The following is a 16951-nucleotide window of genomic DNA, read 5'->3' on the forward strand; positions in this document are numbered from 1 at the left end:
CAGGGTCTTTCGTACTCGGGTTCGAATTCACAAACTGCCCCCGTTGTAACGTTTACCCAAATATGCGCACGAGTTCTCCTCGGAGTGGTTTCCTGAGGATGTGAACACGGTTGCAGCGACTGGCATGGGGGCACGACCCGGGTTCAACTTGGCACTGGCCACCTGGGTATCTGCCATAAACTTCTGGGCCTGGAACATGATCGGCCCACTGTCCACCACCTATGCGGGCAACATGTCCCTCAGCAGTAGTGAGGCGTCGATGCTCGTCGCGACGCCCATTCTCGTGGGATCGCTCGGCAGGATCGCCGTCGGACCACTCACCGACCGGTACGGCGGTCGGCTCATGTTCATCCTGGTCACCGTCGCCTCGATCATCCCGGTGCTCGCGGTGGGTTTCGCGGGTGAAGCCGGGTCCTATCCACTGCTCCTGGTATTCGGGTTCTTCCTCGGAATCGCGGGCACGATATTCGCTGTCGGGATCCCGTTTGCGAACAGCTGGTACGACGCCTCCCGTCGAGGATTCGCAACCGGCGTGTTCGGCGCGGGTATGGTCGGTACCGCTCTGTCCGCGTTCTTCACTCCGCGATTCGTCGACTGGTTCGGGACGATCACCACTCACGTGATCATCGCGATCGCGCTCGCACTCACAGCTGTGCTGTGTGTCGGAGTGATGAAGAATTCACCGACCTTCACCCCGAACACCGACAAGGTCACTCCGAAGCTGATTGCGGCCTGCAAACTCCGCGTGACGTGGGAGATGTCGTTCCTCTACGCCATCGTCTTCGGCGGCTTCGTGGCGTTCAGCAACTACCTGCCCACATACATCAAGACGATCTACGATTTCTCGGCCGTCGACGCGGGAACGAGAACGGCAGGGTTCGCGGTCGCCGCAGTGATCGCTCGGCCGATCGGCGGTGCTCTCTCCGACCGGATTCCGCCGAAATACGTTGTGCTCGCCTCACTCGCCGGTACCGCGATCACGGCGTTCATCGCTACCCTCAAGCCTCCGCCGGACATCTGGTCGGCCACCGACTTCATCACGATGGCGATCTTCCTTGGGATCGGCACCGGCGGCGTCTTCGCCTGGGTTGCACGGCGGTCTCCGGCGAAGTCGGTCGGTAGCGTTACCGGAATCGTTGCTGCTGCAGGTGGTTTGGGCGGATACTTCCCACCGCTGGTGATGGGTGCGACGTACGACCCAGTCGACAACGACTACACGGTCGGCCTGCTACTGCTCGTCGTGACGGCCTTGGTCGCGCTGGTTTACACCGCGCTGAAACTGAAAACACGTGAACCGGCGACCGAAGCGGCAGCCGGTGCACCACAGCCACAGGAGGAATCAAAGTGACCACAGAGAAGACCGGCACGGGCGGAGCGCTCGAGGATCTCCTGGTTCGAAGTGGTCGTTTCTTCACTCCCGGAACGGGTTCCGAGGACGGCCGTACGGTCACCCGCCAGGGTGGTCGTGAAGGCGATGTGTTCTATCGCGACCGCTGGAGCCACGACAAGGTGGTTCGCTCCACCCACGGAGTCAATTGCACCGGTTCGTGCTCGTGGAAGATCTACGTCAAGGACGGAATCATCACCTGGGAGACGCAAGAGACGGACTACCCGTCGGTCGGCCCCGACCGTCCCGAGTACGAACCTCGAGGATGTCCCCGGGGCGCCGCGTTCTCGTGGTACACCTACTCGCCGACCCGGGTGCGGTACCCCTACGCGCGTGGTGTCCTCGTCGAGATGTATCGCGAGGCCAAACAGCGTCTCGGCGATCCGGTCCTCGCGTGGGCCGACATCCAGAACGACCCCGAGCGGCGCACGCGCTACCACCGGGCCCGCGGCAAGGGCGGTCTCGTGCGCGTGACGTGGACCGAGGCCACCGAGATGATCGCGGCTGCGCACGTGCACACGATCAAGGAGTACGGGCCCGACCGCATCGCGGGTTTCTCGCCGATCCCGGCGATGTCGATGGTGTCGTTCGCAGCGGGTTCGCGATTCATCGAACTGCTCGGCGGCGTCATGACCTCTTTCTACGACTGGTATGCCGACCTTCCCGTTGCATCTCCGCAGGTGTTCGGTGACCAGACGGACGTGCCCGAGTCCGGCGACTGGTGGGACGCCGCATACCTCATGATGTGGGGCTCGAATGTCCCCGTGACCCGGACACCGGACGCGCACTGGATGGCGGAGGTCCGCTACCGCGGTACGAAGGTCGTCTCGATCAGCCCCGACTACGCCGACAACACCAAGTTCGCCGACGAATGGATGCCGTGTGCGGCAGGGACGGACGGCGCCCTCGCGATGTCGATGGGCCATGTGCTGCTCAACGAGTTCTACGTACAGCAGCGGGTCCCGTTCTTCGTCGACTACGTGCGTCAGTACACGGATCTGCCGTTCCTGGTGAAACTCGAGGACCGCGACGGCGCGCTCGTGCCGGGTAAGAACCTCACGGCGGCCGACCTCGGTCACGAGGTCGAGAACGCCGCGTTCAAGCCGGTCCTGCTCGATGGCGCTACCGATACCGTCGTCGCGCCGAATGGCTCTCTGGGGCACCGTTACGGTGACGACGGCGTCGGGAAATGGAATCTGGATCTCGGCGACCTCGTACCGACATTGACGGTCGCTCCGGCCGGCGGCGCCGCGGGGGAGACCGCCTCGGTGCATCTGCCGAGCTTCGATTCGATCGACGGGCGCGGTGAGAGCATCGAACGCGGTGTCCCTGTGCGAAAGGTCGGAGAACACCTCGTGTGCACGGTGTTCGACCTCATGCTCGCGCAGTACGGCGTGAACAGGCCCGGTCTGGATCTGCCCGGGCAGTGGCCCAGTGGATACGACGATGCGGACTCGCTCTACACACCGGCATGGCAGGAATCGATCACCGGAGTCTCCGCAGAGCAAGCCATCCGGATTGCGAAAGAGTTCGCGCGCAACGCCGAGGAATCCAACGGGCGCTCGATGATCATCATGGGCGCGGGTATCTGCCAATGGTTCCACGGCGACGCCACCTACCGCGCTGTGCTCGCGTTGCTGTTGCTCACAGGGTCGATGGGCCGCAATGGCGGAGGTTGGGCGCACTACGTCGGTCAGGAGAAGTGCCGTCCTGTTACCGGGTGGTCGGCGATGGCGATGGGTACCGATTGGAGTCGGCCCCCGCGGCAGATGGCGGGTACCTCGTACTGGTATGTGCACACCGACCAGTGGCGCTACGACGGCTACCGCGCAGACGCCTTGGCGAGCCCGCTCGGGCGCGGCCGATTCCGTGACAAGCACACGATGGATGTGATGGCCTCCGCCGTCGCCATGGGATGGACTCCATTCTACCCGCAGTTCGACCGGAACAGTCTCGACGTCGCAGACGAGGCGCGTGCCGCAGGCAAGGAGATTCCGGCGTACATCGCGGAGCAATTGGCGAGCGGGGATCTCGGACTCTCCGTCACCGATCCCGACAACCCGAAGAACTGGCCCCGCGTCCTGAGTGTGTGGCGCTCGAACCTGCTCGGCTCCTCGAGCAAGGGCAACGAGTACTTCCTGCAGCATCTGCTCGGAACGGACTCGAACCTGCAGGGTGACTCCACCACCGACGGCCTGCGACCGGGGGAGGTGACGTGGACCGACGCAGTACCGGAGGGCAAGCTCGACATGCTGATGTCGATCGACTTCCGCATGACGTCCACCACGCTGTTCTCGGACGTCGTACTGCCCGCTGCGACATGGTACGAGAAGGGCGACCTGTCGAGCACGGATATGCACCCGTACATCCATGCGTTCAGTCCGGCAATCGACCCGCCCTGGGAAACACGTTCGGACTACGAAGCATTCGGTGCCATCGCGAAGGCCTTCAGTGCACAAGCGCGCACGCACCTCGGCACTCGCACCGATGTCGTGATGGGCACACTCCAACACGACACCCCGGGAGCGATGGCGTTCCCGTCCGGTACCGAGAACGATTGGCGCAAGACCGGTGAGGTTCCGGTTCCGGGAAAGACGATGGGCCCGCTCGTGGTCGTCGAGCGTGACTACGCCGCTGTCGCGGACAAGTGGTCCACACTCGGCCCTCTCGTGGACGAACTCGGGCTGACCACCAAGGGGGTGACCACCCATCCGACCGAGGAGGTCGCCGAGCTCGCCGCGAAGTTCGGTGTGATGAACACGGGCGCCGGTGCTGGGCGCCCGGCCATCACCACCGCGGAACGGATGGCCGACGTGATCCTGTCGCTCTCCGGAACCTCCAACGGCCGACTTGCGGTCGAAGGATTCAGGGAACTCGAGAAGCGCACCGGCAGACGTCTCGTTCATCTGGCCGAGGGCAGCGAAGAGCGCAGAATCACCTACGCAGACACCCAGGCCAGGCCCGTTCCGGTGATCACCAGCCCCGAATGGTCCGGCAGCGAGACCGGTGGCCGGCGCTACGCTCCGTTCACCGTGAACATCGAGGAACTCAAACCGTTCCATACGCTCACCGGTCGCATGCACTTCTATCTGGATCACGACTGGATCGAAGAGGTCGGCGAGCAGTTACCGACCTACCGGCCGCCGCTGGACATGTCGAGACTGTTCGGGGCGTCCACCATCGGGACGACGGACGGAGTCGGCCTGACGGTGCGGTATCTGACACCGCACTCCAAGTGGTCGATCCACTCCGAATACCAGGACAACCTGTTCATGCTGTCCCTGTCGCGTGGCGGACCGACGATGTGGATGAGCCCCGCCGATGCAGCGAAGATCTCGGTCCGGGACAACGATTGGGTCGAGGCCGTCAACCGCAACGGGGTGGTGGTGTGTCGCGCGATCGTCTCGCACCGTATGCCCGAAGGAGTCGTGTACGTCTACCACGCCCAGGAACGCACGATCGACGTTCCTCTGACCGAGACCACCGGCAAGCGCGGCGGTATCCACAACTCGATCACGAGGATTCTCATCAAACCGACACACATGGCAGGCGGTTACGCGCAGACGTCGTACGCCTTCAACTATCTCGGGCCCACCGGGAATCAACGCGACGAAGTGACGGTGGTCCGCCGCCGTAGCCAGGAGGTGACGTACTGATGAAGGTCATGGCGCAAATGGCGATGGTGATGAACCTCGACAAGTGCATCGGGTGCCACACCTGTTCGGTTACCTGCAAGCAGGCGTGGACAAATCGGTCGGGCACCGAGTACGTGTGGTTCAACAACGTCGAAACCCGTCCTGGACAAGGGTATCCGCGCAGGTACGAGGATCAGGAGAAGTGGCGGGGCGGTTGGGTCCGCGACAAGAAGGGCCGACTGCGCCTACGCGACGGCGGGCGCCTCCACAAGCTCGGCCGCATCTTCTCCAACCCGAAGATGCCGTCGATCGACGACTACTACGAGCCGTGGACCTACGACTACGAGAACCTCACCACCGCGCCCCTGGGCAACGACATCCCTGTGGCGGCCCCGCGCAGCCTCATCAGCGGCAAACCGATGAAGGTGGAGTGGTCGGCGAACTGGGACGACGACCTCGGGGGTTCCCCCGAGATCGTGCCGCAGGACCCGATCCTGCAGAAAGTCAACGAGGAGGTCAGACTTCAGCTCGAAGAGACCTTCATGTTCTATCTCCCGCGAATCTGCGAGCACTGCCTGAACCCGTCGTGCGTGGCGTCCTGCCCGTCGGGTGCCATCTACAAGCGCAGCGAAGACGGGATCGTGCTCGTCGACCAGGACCGCTGCCGCGGCTGGCGGATGTGTGTGTCGGGCTGCCCGTACAAGAAGGTGTATTTCAACCACAAGACCGGCAAGGCCGAGAAGTGCACATTCTGTTACCCGCGGATCGAGGTCGGGTTGCCGACGGTCTGCGCGGAGACCTGCGTCGGCCGGCTCCGATACATCGGTCTGGTGCTCTACGACGTCGACAAGGTGCTCGAAGCCGCATCCGTCCCGGACGACAAGGATCTGTACGAGGCGCAACGGCAGCTCATCCTCGACCCGAACGATCCGGAAGTCATTGCCGGTGCACGGGCCGAAGGGATCTCCGACGAGTGGATCACGGCAGCGCAACGGTCGCCGATCCACGCGCTGATCAACAAGTACAAGGTGGCGTTGCCGCTGCATCCGGAATACCGGACCATGCCGATGGTCTGGTACATCCCGCCGCTTTCGCCGGTCGTCGACGCGGTCAGCCGTGACGGCCATGACGGTGAGGATCTCGGAAATCTCTTCGGGGCACTCGAATCGCTGAGGATCCCGGTCCGATACCTCGCGGAGCTGTTCACAGCGGGCGACACCGACGTGGTCGAGGGTGTGTTGCATCGGCTCTCGGCGATGCGCTCGTACATGCGCGACGTCAACCTCGGACGCGACACCCAACCTCACATCCCGCAGGCGGTGGGCATGACCGAGGAAGAGATCTACGAGATGTACCGGTTGCTTGCGCTCGCCAAGTACGACGAGCGGTACGTCATTCCGACCGCGTATGCGGCTGAGGGGCACAAGCTCGAGGAGACCGCCACAGACTGCTCGTTGTCGTTCGACGGCGGACCGGGTATGTACGAATCGGGGCCGTTCGGTGAGTCCAGCGGGGGGCCGGTACCGGTCGCCGTCGAGACCTTTCACGCGCTGAAGCAACGACAGACAACGGAGGGTATGGCCGCGAACGCGAGCCATCCGTCGCGAGTGAACCTACTCAATTGGGACGGCAAGGGCGTGCCCGCGGGCATTTTCCCGGATCAGCACCGCGACGAAACAGAGGAGAACCGATGAAACTGCTGCGCCGCTCTGCGCGACGAGACTCGGCGGCGATTCGGTTGCAGCATCGGGCGATCCGGCAGGCAGCGTCGTTGTTGCTCGCCTATCCGGACGAGCGGACGCCTGGCCGCCTCGTGACCGTCGGCGCCCTGCTCGACCACATTACCGGGCCCGAACGCGACGCCCTGGACCGTACGGCGTCGTATCTTCACGCGACAGATCCCCTCGTGGTGGCACGCGATTACGTCGAGACGTTCGATATGCGCCGCCGGTCGACGCTGTATCTGACCTACTGGACCGGAGGCGACACACGGAACCGAGGCGCGGAGATCCACGCCTTCGCGCGTGCTTACCGTGGCGCGGGAGTCGAGCCACCCGTCGGGGAGGCCCCCGACCACCTACCTGTGGTGCTCGAGTTCGCGGCGACGGTGGATCCCGAGATGGGGGAGCAGTTGCTCGCGGCGCACAGAGCGCCGCTGGATGTGCTGCACACCGCGCTCGTCGAATGCGGATCGCCGTACGCCGACACCCTGACCGCGGTGTGTGCGACGCTGCCTCCCGTTACAGATCAGGAGGTGCAGCGAGCCCGTCACCTGGCAGAGGCAGGGCCCCCGGCAGAGGCGATCGGTTTAGAACCGTTCACTCTCACAGTGCCGCCGCGACGCGACGGTAGTCCAGCTCGAGAAGGAGATCGACCGGCATGAGCGCGGGCGAGATTTTCTGGGACATCGTGCCGTACGTGGCCCTGGCCATGATCGTCGTCGGCACGTGGTGGCGATACCGATACGACAAGTTCGGGTGGACCACCCGATCGTCACAGCTGTACGAGAGTCGGTTGTTGCGGATCGGCAGTCCGCTGTTCCACTTCGGCATGCTCGTGGTGATCCTCGGACACGTGATCGGGCTGCTGATCCCGGAGTCCTGGACGGAAGCCGTCGGTATCAGCGAGCACATGTACCACTGGGGCGCCGCGATTCCGGGGATCATCGCGGGTGTCGCGACGCTGATCGGCGTGGCCCTACTGGTCTACCGGCGGCGCACCAGAGGTCCCGTCTTCAGCGCGACCACCCTCAACGACAAGGTCATGTATCTGGTGTTGGTTGCCGCGATCGTCGCAGGGCTGGCCACGACGATGATCGGCGCGTTCGAAGGCAACGAGGCGCACAATTACCGCGAGACGGTGTCTCCGTGGTTCCGGTCGATCTGGATACTGCAGCCCCGGGGCGACCTGATGGCAGAAGCACCGCTCTCGTTCCACATCCACGTGATGATTGCGCTGGTGTTGTTCGCCATCTGGCCGTTCACGCGACTCGTCCACGCCTTCAGCGCGCCCTTCGCGTATCTGTTCCGCCCCTACATCGTTTACCGCGGGCGTGACGACGCGTCGAAGGACCAGCTGGTCGGATCCCAGCCTCGACGTCGAGGCTGGTGACGAGAACGCAGCAGTGATCGTCGACGGCAGCACAGCGGTACTCGCGTGTAGTGTGTGGTGTTCCGTGCCTTGAACACAGCTCGCACCACAGGCGAATCACCGACAGCGCAGGACCGTAGAACAACCCATGGCCACAACCTTCGATTCTCTTTCAGTCGACACCCCGCCGGCTACCGCGGACACCGGCGTACGGCGCACTGTTCTGCCGGGCGGCGTGCGAGTCGTCACCGAACACGTGCCCGGTGTGCGATCGGCGGCAGTGGGCGTGTGGGTGGGTGTCGGCTCCCGCGACGAGCAACCCTCGGTTGCGGGAGCTGCTCATTTTCTCGAGCACCTGCTGTTCAAGGCGACCCCCACGCGCACAGCCCTCGACATCGCCGAACTCGTCGACGGGATCGGTGGCGAGCTCAACGCATTCACCAGCAAGGAACACACCTGCTTCTACGCGCACGTACTCGACGACGATCTGCCGATCGCGGTCGATGTCGTCGCGGACGTGGTGTTGCGCGGTAAGTGCCGCAGCGTCGACGTCGATGTCGAGCGTCAGGTGGTGCTCGAGGAGATCGCCATCCGCGACGACGACCCCGAGGATCTGCTGGGCGATGCTCTGTTGACTGCGCTATACGGTGATCATCCCGTGGGCCGTCCGATCATCGGTTCGCCGGAATCGATCGAATCGATGACCCGCAACCAGTTGCACTCGTTCCATGTGCGCCGCTACACGCCGCAGCGGATGGTGGTCGCGGTGGCGGGCAACGTCGATCATGCACACACGGTCGAGCTCGTCCGCAGGGCATTTGCAGGCCATCTCGATGAGTCCGCCCAGGCGGCACCGCGTCGCGAAGGGACATTGCGGTTGCGCACCGCACCCACTTTGAGCATCACCGATCAGGACAACGAGCAGGCGCACTTGAGCCTCGGCGTCCGCGCATTCGGCAGACACGATCCTCGACGTTGGGCGCTGTCGGTCCTCAACACTGCGGTCGGAGGAGGCCTGAGCTCACGGTTGTTCCAGGAGGTGCGGGAGAAGCGAGGGCTCGCGTACTCGGTGTACTCGGGTGTCGACACGTTCGCCGACACGGGTGCCTTCTCGACATATGTCGGGTGCCAGCCCGAGAATCTCGGCGACGTCGCCTCGGTGGTGCGTGAAGTCCTCACCGAGGTTGCCGAGCACGGCATCACCGACGCGGAGTGTGCGCGCGCGAAAGGGTCACTGCGGGGCGGACTCGTACTCGGACTCGAGGACACCGGCGCCAGGATGCATCGGATCGGACGTAGCGAACTGAGCTATGGGCGGCATTGGGGGATCACCGAGACTCTGGAGCGCATCGCCACCGTCAGCACCGAGCAGGTGCGTGAGGTCGCCGGTGAAGTGCTCCGGCGTCCCTACGCGGCGGCGGTCGTGGGGCCCTATCGGCGACCACGCGACCTCCCGGCGTCCGTGCGCAGTGTCGTGGCCTGAGCTCGCGACTCATCCCGCCATCCCGACGATCGTGCCGGTTGCGTAGGCTTTCTCGAGAGTACGGCGACGGGAAGGGCGTGGATCGGTGGCGGACAAGACAGGTCTTCGAGTAGGGGTCCTCGGGGCGAAGGGCAAGGTGGGTCAGGCCATCTGCGACGCGGTGGATGCCGCACCAGACCTCGAACTCGCTGCGAGGGTCGACAAGGGCGACGACCTCGATACCTTTGTCACGTCAGGAACCCAGGTCGTCGTCGACTTCACCCATCCCGACGTTGTGATGGGCAATCTGCAGTTCCTGATCGAGAACGGTATCCACGCCGTTGTCGGCACCACCGGTTTCGACGACGCACGCCTCGAACAAGTCCGCGGATGGCTCGCCGCGAAACCGGAGGTCGGCGTGCTCATCGCACCCAATTTCGCGATCGGCGCCGTACTGTCCATGCGATTCGCGCAGGCCGCCGCGCGCTTCTTCGATTCCGTCGAGGTCATCGAACTCCACCACCCGAACAAGGCCGATGCGCCGTCGGGCACCGCGTACCGCACCGCCCGGTTGATCGCCGAGGCCCGTGAGGCAGCCGGAGTGGGGCGCAGCCCCGACGCCACCAGCACCGAACTCGAGGGCGCGCGTGGAGCGGACGTCGACGGCGTCCGGGTTCACTCTGTGCGGTTGGCGGGTCTGGTGGCACATCAGGAAGTGCTGCTCGGCACGCAGGGGGAGACGCTCACGATCCGGCACGATTCGATCGATCGGTCGTCGTTCGCTCCCGGTGTGCTCCTCGGCGTCCGTGAGGTCGGCTCCCGGCCCGGGCTGACCGTCGGAATCGACCCCCTGCTCGACCTGTGAGTTCGTCAGCATCCACCGGTCGCGATGTCGCGAAGGTGGTCCTCGCGATCGCCTTCATCGTCGCGGCACTCGCGTTCTACTTCGTGAGACTCGGACACACCGGGATCTCGCTGATCACCAGTGGTGAGGCGGTCTCGATCGTCTTCGGCATCGGCGTGTTCCTGCTCCCGCTCGTGGGTGTGTGGATCGTGTACGCGACGCTGCGTGCGGGACTGGACCACCAGCGACTGTCCCGGCGCATCCATGAAGAAGGCCTCGACCTCGATGTCGGCGACCTTCCACGGATGGCCTCGGGACGGATCGAGCGCGACGCTGCGGACGAGTTGTTCCAGTCGGTGAAAGCGGAGTGGGAATCCGACCCCGACAACTGGCGTAACTCGTATCGCCTCGCCCGTGCGTACGATTTCGCGGGCGATCGCAGCCGGGCGCGCGAGACGATGAAACGTGCTGTGGCCCTGGAGAAATCCGAGCGCCACGGTGAGGTGTAGCGGACCGCCGTAGTCTGCGGGCATGACCGAAGAGAATTCTCGCACCCTGCTCGTGGTCCACCACACCCCGTCGCCGTTCATGCAGGCCATGTTCGAAGCAGTGCTGGCGGGCGCGACCGACCCCGAGATCGAAGGTGTGACCGTGATCCGACGGCCTGCGCTCACCGTCTCGCCGATCGACATGCTCGAAGCGGACGGTTATCTGCTCGGCACACCCGCCAACCTGGGGTACATCAGCGGTGCACTCAAACATTTGAGTTGCGATAACCCCGCTATTAGATGTTCTTGGAGGTCAGCGGCATGAAGGCTCCGAGCACGGTTACCGGATTGTGGGGTGAGGCGATTGTCGTTCGCGAGCTACGAAACCAGGGATGGCGCGTGGACTGGGATGGCGGGCTGACTCGTGGTCGTGACCTGAGAGCAGCGCGCGGCGAGCGGACAGTGCATGTGCAGGTCAAGACGACAACTTCTCATGATGGCCGCATTGCGTGGGCTGGCGATGGGGCACGCGCGCGTGATTGGTCGGCGTCGGTGGAGAGTGAGGGAGCCCAGGCGATCTACGCTCTGGTGTATCTGCCCGACGCCGCAGACGTGGATTTCGACCTCGAATCTGGAGTGATGACAGTCCAACTGCCCCGGAACCACAACCTCGCGTTCGTCCCAGCTGAACAGTTCGCAGATGACGTCGACTTAGCGAGGGCTGAGTATGGCTCGCGGTTACGGAAGGTTCGCGGTCGAAATGGCGAGGCCGTAGGTACACCGCTCTCACCGAATGGTCTGCGGTATCCAGTGTTCGCCTCCGACTACGACTTCGGTCGGGCGCTATGAAGCGCTTGCTGATCATCCACCACACGCCCTCGCCGCACTGCCAGGCGATGTTCGAGGCGGTGGTGAGCGGTGCGACCGACCCCGAGATCGAGGGCGTCGAGGTGGTACGCCGGGCGGCGTTGTCGGTGTCGACGAGCGACTTCCTCGACGCGGACGGCTACGTGCTGGGCAGCCCGGCGAACCTCGGGTCGATTTCAGGTGCTCTCAAGCACGCGTTCGATTGCTCGTACTACCAGATCCTCGACTCCACGCGGGGCCGTCCGTTCGGGCTGTTCCTGCACGGCAACGAGGGAACCGAGGGTGCGGAGAGCGCCGTCGACCGGATCACCGCCGGGCTCGGCTGGGAGAAGGCCACAGAGTACGTCATCGCGTCGAACAAGCCGGACAAGGCGGTGCTGGAGGCCTGCTGGGAGCTGGGCGCGACCGTCGCCGCCGGTCTGATGGAGGACGTGTAGACGGATGGCCAGTGGGAAAGATAGGTCTGGCGGTACGCGCCGCCCGCTTCGCTTCTCAGGAGTGAGCGAAGAAGCTCGCGAACTGCTCGACACTGAGGGTGAGTCAGGACGTTTCGAATTCAAGCGAGACGCCGCATCCGTTAAGGCGACGGTCCTAGTTGCAGCAGCGAACTGGGTCGCCAGTGATCGTGCACGCGAGATGGTGACTCTGCTCGTCGGCGTTGATGAGGTTGAAGACGCCACCACGGGACTTGCGAGGGGGCAGATATGTGGCCTGCCTGACTTGCATCAGTCGATTGAGAGGATTCAGAACGTCGTCGGCGACACTCTGCCAACCCCCGTAGATGTGACGTTCATCGAAGAGGGCACCAAGACCGACACTCCGTTCCTTCGGCTTGAGATTCGTCCCACCTACGCCCCGCACTTCGACTCCAGTGGTCGGAGGGTCACGCGCAACAACGCCTCCACGCGCCCGCTGTCGGACGAAGAGATGCTGGACATATATCTCAACCGCGAGTCGATCAAGTTCGAGGAGCGGTTCAGCGCGATAGTTGATGAAGTCACTCAGCGTGTCGTTGCACTATCAGCACAGCTCGAAGAAGTAGCAGACCGGATTGACCACGCGTCGAGTGCGGCTTGGGAGGCTGCGAGCAACGCCGACGAGTCGAGGACGCTCGCGGAGCGGTTGGATTACGACATGCAGTCTGTTCTCGAAAAGGTCGAGAACCCTATGCCCTCGAACGTCAGCTGCTTTTTCGAACTGCGCGAAAAGCGACAGACGGTTTGGCGTCGATATTCCTACGATGCGGCGCTGCGGCCCACGAAAGCGACGCCGAAACTTACCGCGAGGCTGAGAGCTGTTCTCGCCGAGCCGATTGACCCCGAGATCTGGGCCGCCAATCGGGCGGAGACAGAGCTGTGGGAAGAGGTTCTAACAGAGCGAGGTGACCGGGGCTCGATGGCTCAGTGGTCGAGGGCAGTTCGCAAGCGTGAGGAGTTCCAACTCGACATGGCACCTCAACTGGACGACATCATCGGCCAACTGACAGGGGAAGCAGAGGACATCAGGAACGAATGAGAGATACCCCGCGCAGTCCGTCGGTGCCTACGGGCTGACACCCTTGGCCCGTATCGTCGCCCGTGGGTGTCGAGGCCATCCATCGTCACGTTCCACACCGCTCCCGGTGAATGATCTCCCGCCGGGGGCGGTGTGTCGTTTCAGGCCGATATGTCAGAGCGCGTCGATACAGTTCGAGGGTGACGATGAACGCTGACCATGCCCTGGAAGTCTGCCGAGACCGAGTAGCCCACGCCGCCGAGATTCGCTCCACGATCGGGTCCACATGGAACGAGTACATCGAGCAGGTTCCACGTCGGTTCGTGCTGAAACCGGGCCGCGACGATGACCACCGGATCGTCGCCGTTGAGACCTTCGAGCGGATGCCGGTTCGCCTGAGCACGTTGTTCGGTGAGTGGCTGTACGAGCTGCGCGCAGCGCTCGACGGTGCGGTCTACTTCATGGCCGTGCGTGACAGCGGTCAGAACCCGCCGCCGAATGAGCGCGGGTTGATGTTCCCGACTTTCGACGACGCTGCGAAGTTTGACGACAAGAGCCATCGCGGGCGATTAAAGGCGCTCTCTGACAACAGCTTCGACCTTCTTAGGCATGTTCAACCGTTCAATGCCCGACCCGACCACCTCGGTAACGTCCTGTGGTGGCTCGACGAGTTGGCGCGGATCGACAGGCACCGCTACGGCCACGCCCTCGCGGCACACGCTGACCACATCAGGGTCGGGGTATCGCCTCCACTAGAGATGGCCGAGAGCTACTTACCACCCACCCCAGCGGCCCCGATCGTCGTCGATGAGACACAGCCCGTACCGATTATCGAGGTCAAGGCACCCTCGGGGTGGGACGACGTGGAGTTCCAGCAGCACCTGGCGATTGACGATGGCTGGTCGAGCTTCATCGACGTGCCCGAGTGGCGGTCTCGGGCCGCGAAGCTGTTGCGTGGGCTGACACTCGAAAAGCGTATGTACGCCTGCGAGATCTTCGTCCTCGACGACATCATCGAGCCGTTGGTGACGGGGACAGCGACGCTGCCCGACCCGAACGACGAGGACGCAGCATAGCTCAGGCCCTCACGCCCGCTGGGGTGATGCCGAAGGTGCCCGGCGTCGCACCGCTGCGGATATTGGCGAGTGCGAACGCCCGGGCGTCGAGGTCGTCGGCGGGTAGGAACAGCGCCTTGTCGACGTCGGTCTGCGAGATCTCGCGCTCGGCGTACAGGACTCGCGCGAGGCCGGTGATGCTCGGCCAGCAAGTCGCCACCAATCGGGGCACCGCACCGCTGTGGTCGCCTGCCTCGCGGATCGCTCGGGCGTCGTGGGTGTTTCGCGCCATCACCATCCGCAACCCGCGCGGTGTGGGTGGGCCGCCGTGGCGGGCGAACGCCTCGGCGTAGACGCCACCGAACAGAATGTCGGCGCGGCGCTGGCTGGTGACGCGGGTGCTGTACTCGGTGAGCCCGGCGCGTTCGGGATCATCCGGTGTCACCACCGCCCGGTCGATGGTCGCGCCGAAGATCGTCGCGACCACACAGTGACCGCTCTCGTGAAGCGCCGTCAGCATTTCCTCACGGGCGGTCGGGGTCATCACGGTTGTCACAACTTCTCCTGGGGGTTGACGTTGACCGACACCCGACAACGCGGACCGTATCCAGGCCGTTGCCGGGCGTCGGGGTGGGGCGGTGCGGAAAGGACGGGACGCACTGCCCCTCGGTCAGATGGTCAGGGGGTGAGGGTGGCCGCTGCCACCGCCTTCTCGTAGCCAATGACGACAGATCGCTCGGCGACGGCAACGAACTGGTTGAACTTGGCCTCGATCGTCTCGCGGACCTCGACGGTATTGCGCCACCCGAACGTCGGCGAGGTACCGACGATGGTCTCGCCCAGACCCTCGACGTACCCACCGCCGAACACCCACGTGTGACCCAAGGGCGACTTGAGCACGCCGCCCGCACGGACGATCAGGCCGTACCGGTCGGCCAGGGCAGCGAGACCAGCGGACGCGTGGATCAGGCCGACCGTGTTGGTGGCGGCGAACTGCGCCTCGATATGTCCCACCGCTGCAGCAAGATCGGTGACCGGCTCGGCGGTACCGGCGTCGGCGAGCAGCCGGGCGGCGAACTCTCGCTCGACGGCGACAGGCTCGATCAGGCGCAAGTTCTGCGCCGCCCGCTCGCGGACCTCCTGCTGGGACGGCAGAGTCAGGTCGCACTGGTCGTAGGCCCAGACCGTGTACGGGTCGAACGGGTCCGGCAGGCCGGGGCGCTCGCCGTCCTTGAGGCTGTCGCCGGGATCACCACACCACGGAGCGTCCCAGACACCGAACGCCTCCTCGCCGCCGTAATTGTGCGGGCGGACCCGAACGCCGGACGCGAGCCACCGGGGCACATCGGATGTCTGGGAGACGAACGTCGTGACCGTATAGAGACCGTCCGGCGACTGGTTGACCAGCGGTGCCTCGTACTCAACGGGGTTGAGCGTCTGTGCAACTGGGGTGGTCATGAGTTGTCCTCCATCTGGATACCGAGGTCAGCGAGGGTGCGGCGGGCCGCTTCGGAGTCGTTCGCCGTCGTGGTGGTCGCGGTCGGGTTCTGCGCCCGATAGAACGCGGCCCGGTCGATCCGGTGATCGAGGGCGGCGGCGGCCCGGTCCAGGGCACGCAACGACTCGACGAGGGTGTCGGACGCCGAGGGCGTCGCCCGGCCAAGAAGATCCGCGAGCGGGCCGGTCAGCGGTGCGGCCATGTCGATGACGCCGGTCTGCCACGATCCGACGATGAGGGCGGCGCGGGTGATCTCGGGCGGTGCGACGGCGTGCAGGGTGCGCAGGGCGGCCCGTGCACGCTTGCGGTCGGTGTAGCCGACGCGGGCGACCTTGGCCTCGTTGACCATCTCGATGGCGGTGTCACACAGCTGCGCAACAGCATCCACGATCGCTTCGGCGGCCTCGACGTACCCAGACGACGCCGGGCATGGCTCGTCGGTGAGCTTGTCGGCGACGGGGCCAACGATCGCGCGGACTTCGGCGGCGAGGTCGAAGTCAGCACCGTAGCGCAGGGGGCGGTAGACGAACTTGCGGCGCTGCGCTCGCAGTTCGTCCTGCGTGTGGGACTTGGCGGGCGGGTCCACGAAGGCGCGTGGCTTCACTCCGTAGCCGGTGACACCGGGCGTGATGGTCATGGTGGTCAACTCCTCACGAGTCGTTGTTGTGGAGTAGGGCAAGGCAATTCGGTGGTGGAGATGCTGCGCGGCCCAGTTGCCGGTCGGTGGGCGGTGATGATCAGGGCCGTGACGGTGGCGGCGATGATGTCGCAGACCTCGCGGGCGACCCAGGCGACGACGAACGTGGCAATAGCGCCGATCAGTGGGGCCATCAGAGCACCAACAGCTTTCGTGGTTCGCCGCGCTGGAGGGCGGCGGTGTTGGCGTCCTGGCACAGCCCGTCACAGAGTCCGATGTAGGGGACACCGTTGATCTTGACGACGGCGATCTCGGATCGGTCGAACAACGCGGTCACGGCCTCCTGCTTGGCCCAGAACGTGCCGTCGATCCGGCGCAGGACCGTCGATAGTCGGATCAGGTCGTCGGCGTCGGGGTCAAGGCGGTGCAGCTGGTCGAGGATCTGGCCCTCGATGGTCGTCTCGGTGGTGGTCATGGTCGGTCTCCTCAGGTCT

16 protein-coding genes and 1 pseudogene are annotated in these 16951 nt (G+C 64.6%); 12 read left to right on the top strand and 5 right to left on the bottom strand.

The window, feature by feature from the left end:
- Positions 1-124: 124 nt before the first annotated feature.
- From HCA61_RS13750 to HCA61_RS13805, 12 genes and pseudogenes are all read left to right on the top strand, one after another.
- The gene (locus HCA61_RS13750) at positions 125-1348 is read left to right on the top strand and encodes a nitrate/nitrite transporter (RefSeq protein WP_169688914.1); all 1224 of its coding nucleotides are present in this window, start codon (positions 125-127) and stop codon (positions 1346-1348) included.
- A complete protein-coding gene (locus HCA61_RS13755) occupies positions 1345-5043 on the top strand; it encodes a nitrate reductase subunit alpha (protein ID WP_169688735.1) in 3699 nt (1232 codons plus the stop codon). Before HCA61_RS13750 ends, HCA61_RS13755 begins: the two co-directional genes overlap by 4 nt.
- Positions 5043-6716 carry a nitrate reductase subunit beta gene (gene narH, locus HCA61_RS13760; RefSeq protein WP_169688736.1) on the top strand — a complete coding sequence of 558 codons (1674 nt, stop codon included), beginning with the start codon at positions 5043-5045 and terminating at the stop codon, positions 6714-6716. Before HCA61_RS13755 ends, narH begins: the two co-directional genes overlap by 1 nt.
- Positions 6713-7405 (top strand): nitrate reductase molybdenum cofactor assembly chaperone, encoded by a 693-nt coding sequence (gene narJ, locus HCA61_RS13765; RefSeq protein ID WP_169688737.1) that lies wholly within the window; start codon positions 6713-6715, stop codon positions 7403-7405. Before narH ends, narJ begins: the two co-directional genes overlap by 4 nt.
- Positions 7402-8133 carry a respiratory nitrate reductase subunit gamma gene (gene narI / locus HCA61_RS13770; protein WP_169688738.1) on the top strand — a complete coding sequence of 244 codons (732 nt, stop codon included), beginning with the start codon at positions 7402-7404 and terminating at the stop codon, positions 8131-8133. Before narJ ends, narI begins: the two co-directional genes overlap by 4 nt.
- A gap of 127 nt (positions 8134-8260) precedes the next feature.
- Positions 8261-9595 carry a pitrilysin family protein gene (locus HCA61_RS13775; RefSeq protein WP_169688739.1) on the top strand — a complete coding sequence of 445 codons (1335 nt, stop codon included), beginning with the start codon at positions 8261-8263 and terminating at the stop codon, positions 9593-9595.
- Between the two features lie 85 nt (positions 9596-9680).
- Complete coding sequence (gene dapB, locus HCA61_RS13780) at positions 9681-10439, top strand: 4-hydroxy-tetrahydrodipicolinate reductase (protein ID WP_169688740.1); 759 nt, start codon at positions 9681-9683, stop codon at positions 10437-10439.
- Positions 10436-10927: a hypothetical protein gene (locus HCA61_RS13785; protein ID WP_169688741.1), complete on the top strand. Its 492-nt coding sequence runs from the start codon at positions 10436-10438 to the stop codon at positions 10925-10927. Before dapB ends, HCA61_RS13785 begins: the two co-directional genes overlap by 4 nt.
- 22 nt (positions 10928-10949) lie before the next feature.
- A pseudogene (locus tag HCA61_RS13790) lies at positions 10950-11180 on the top strand (flavodoxin family protein); the annotation flags it as partial.
- A gap of 571 nt (positions 11181-11751) precedes the next feature.
- On the top strand, positions 11752-12210 hold the full coding sequence (locus HCA61_RS13795; protein ID WP_169688743.1) for an NAD(P)H-dependent oxidoreductase: 459 nt from the start codon (positions 11752-11754) through the stop codon (positions 12208-12210).
- Positions 12211-12271: 61 nt separating this feature from the next.
- Positions 12272-13288, top strand: coding sequence for a hypothetical protein (locus HCA61_RS13800; RefSeq protein WP_169688744.1), 1017 nt, complete (start codon positions 12272-12274; stop codon positions 13286-13288).
- A 179-nt stretch (positions 13289-13467) separates the two neighbouring features.
- On the top strand, positions 13468-14343 hold the full coding sequence (locus tag HCA61_RS13805; RefSeq protein WP_169688745.1) for a hypothetical protein: 876 nt from the start codon (positions 13468-13470) through the stop codon (positions 14341-14343).
- A gap of 1 nt (position 14344) precedes the next feature.
- Here HCA61_RS13805 and HCA61_RS13810 read toward each other — a convergent pair whose 3' ends face one another.
- From HCA61_RS13810 to HCA61_RS13830, 5 genes are all read right to left on the bottom strand, one after another.
- Positions 14345-14878 carry a hypothetical protein gene (locus HCA61_RS13810; RefSeq protein ID WP_169688746.1) on the bottom strand — a complete coding sequence of 178 codons (534 nt, stop codon included), beginning with the start codon at positions 14876-14878 and terminating at the stop codon, positions 14345-14347.
- 122 nt (positions 14879-15000) lie between these two features.
- A complete protein-coding gene (locus tag HCA61_RS13815; protein WP_169688747.1) occupies positions 15001-15780 on the bottom strand; it encodes a hypothetical protein in 780 nt (259 codons plus the stop codon).
- Positions 15777-16457 carry a hypothetical protein gene (locus HCA61_RS13820; protein WP_169688748.1) on the bottom strand — a complete coding sequence of 227 codons (681 nt, stop codon included), beginning with the start codon at positions 16455-16457 and terminating at the stop codon, positions 15777-15779. Before HCA61_RS13820 ends, HCA61_RS13815 begins: the two co-directional genes overlap by 4 nt.
- A gap of 5 nt (positions 16458-16462) precedes the next feature.
- The gene (locus tag HCA61_RS13825; RefSeq protein ID WP_169688749.1) at positions 16463-16651 is read right to left on the bottom strand and encodes a hypothetical protein; all 189 of its coding nucleotides are present in this window, start codon (positions 16649-16651) and stop codon (positions 16463-16465) included.
- Entirely contained in the window at positions 16651-16932 is a 282-nt protein-coding gene (locus tag HCA61_RS13830) for a hypothetical protein (RefSeq protein ID WP_169688750.1), read from the bottom strand. The genes HCA61_RS13825 and HCA61_RS13830 overlap by 1 nt, the downstream gene beginning before the upstream one ends.
- Positions 16933-16951 lie beyond the last annotated feature (19 nt).

The sequence above is a fragment of the Rhodococcus sp. HNM0563 genome, assembly GCF_012726195.1.
In the GTDB taxonomy this organism is placed as follows: Bacteria; Actinomycetota; Actinomycetes; order Mycobacteriales; family Mycobacteriaceae; genus Rhodococcus.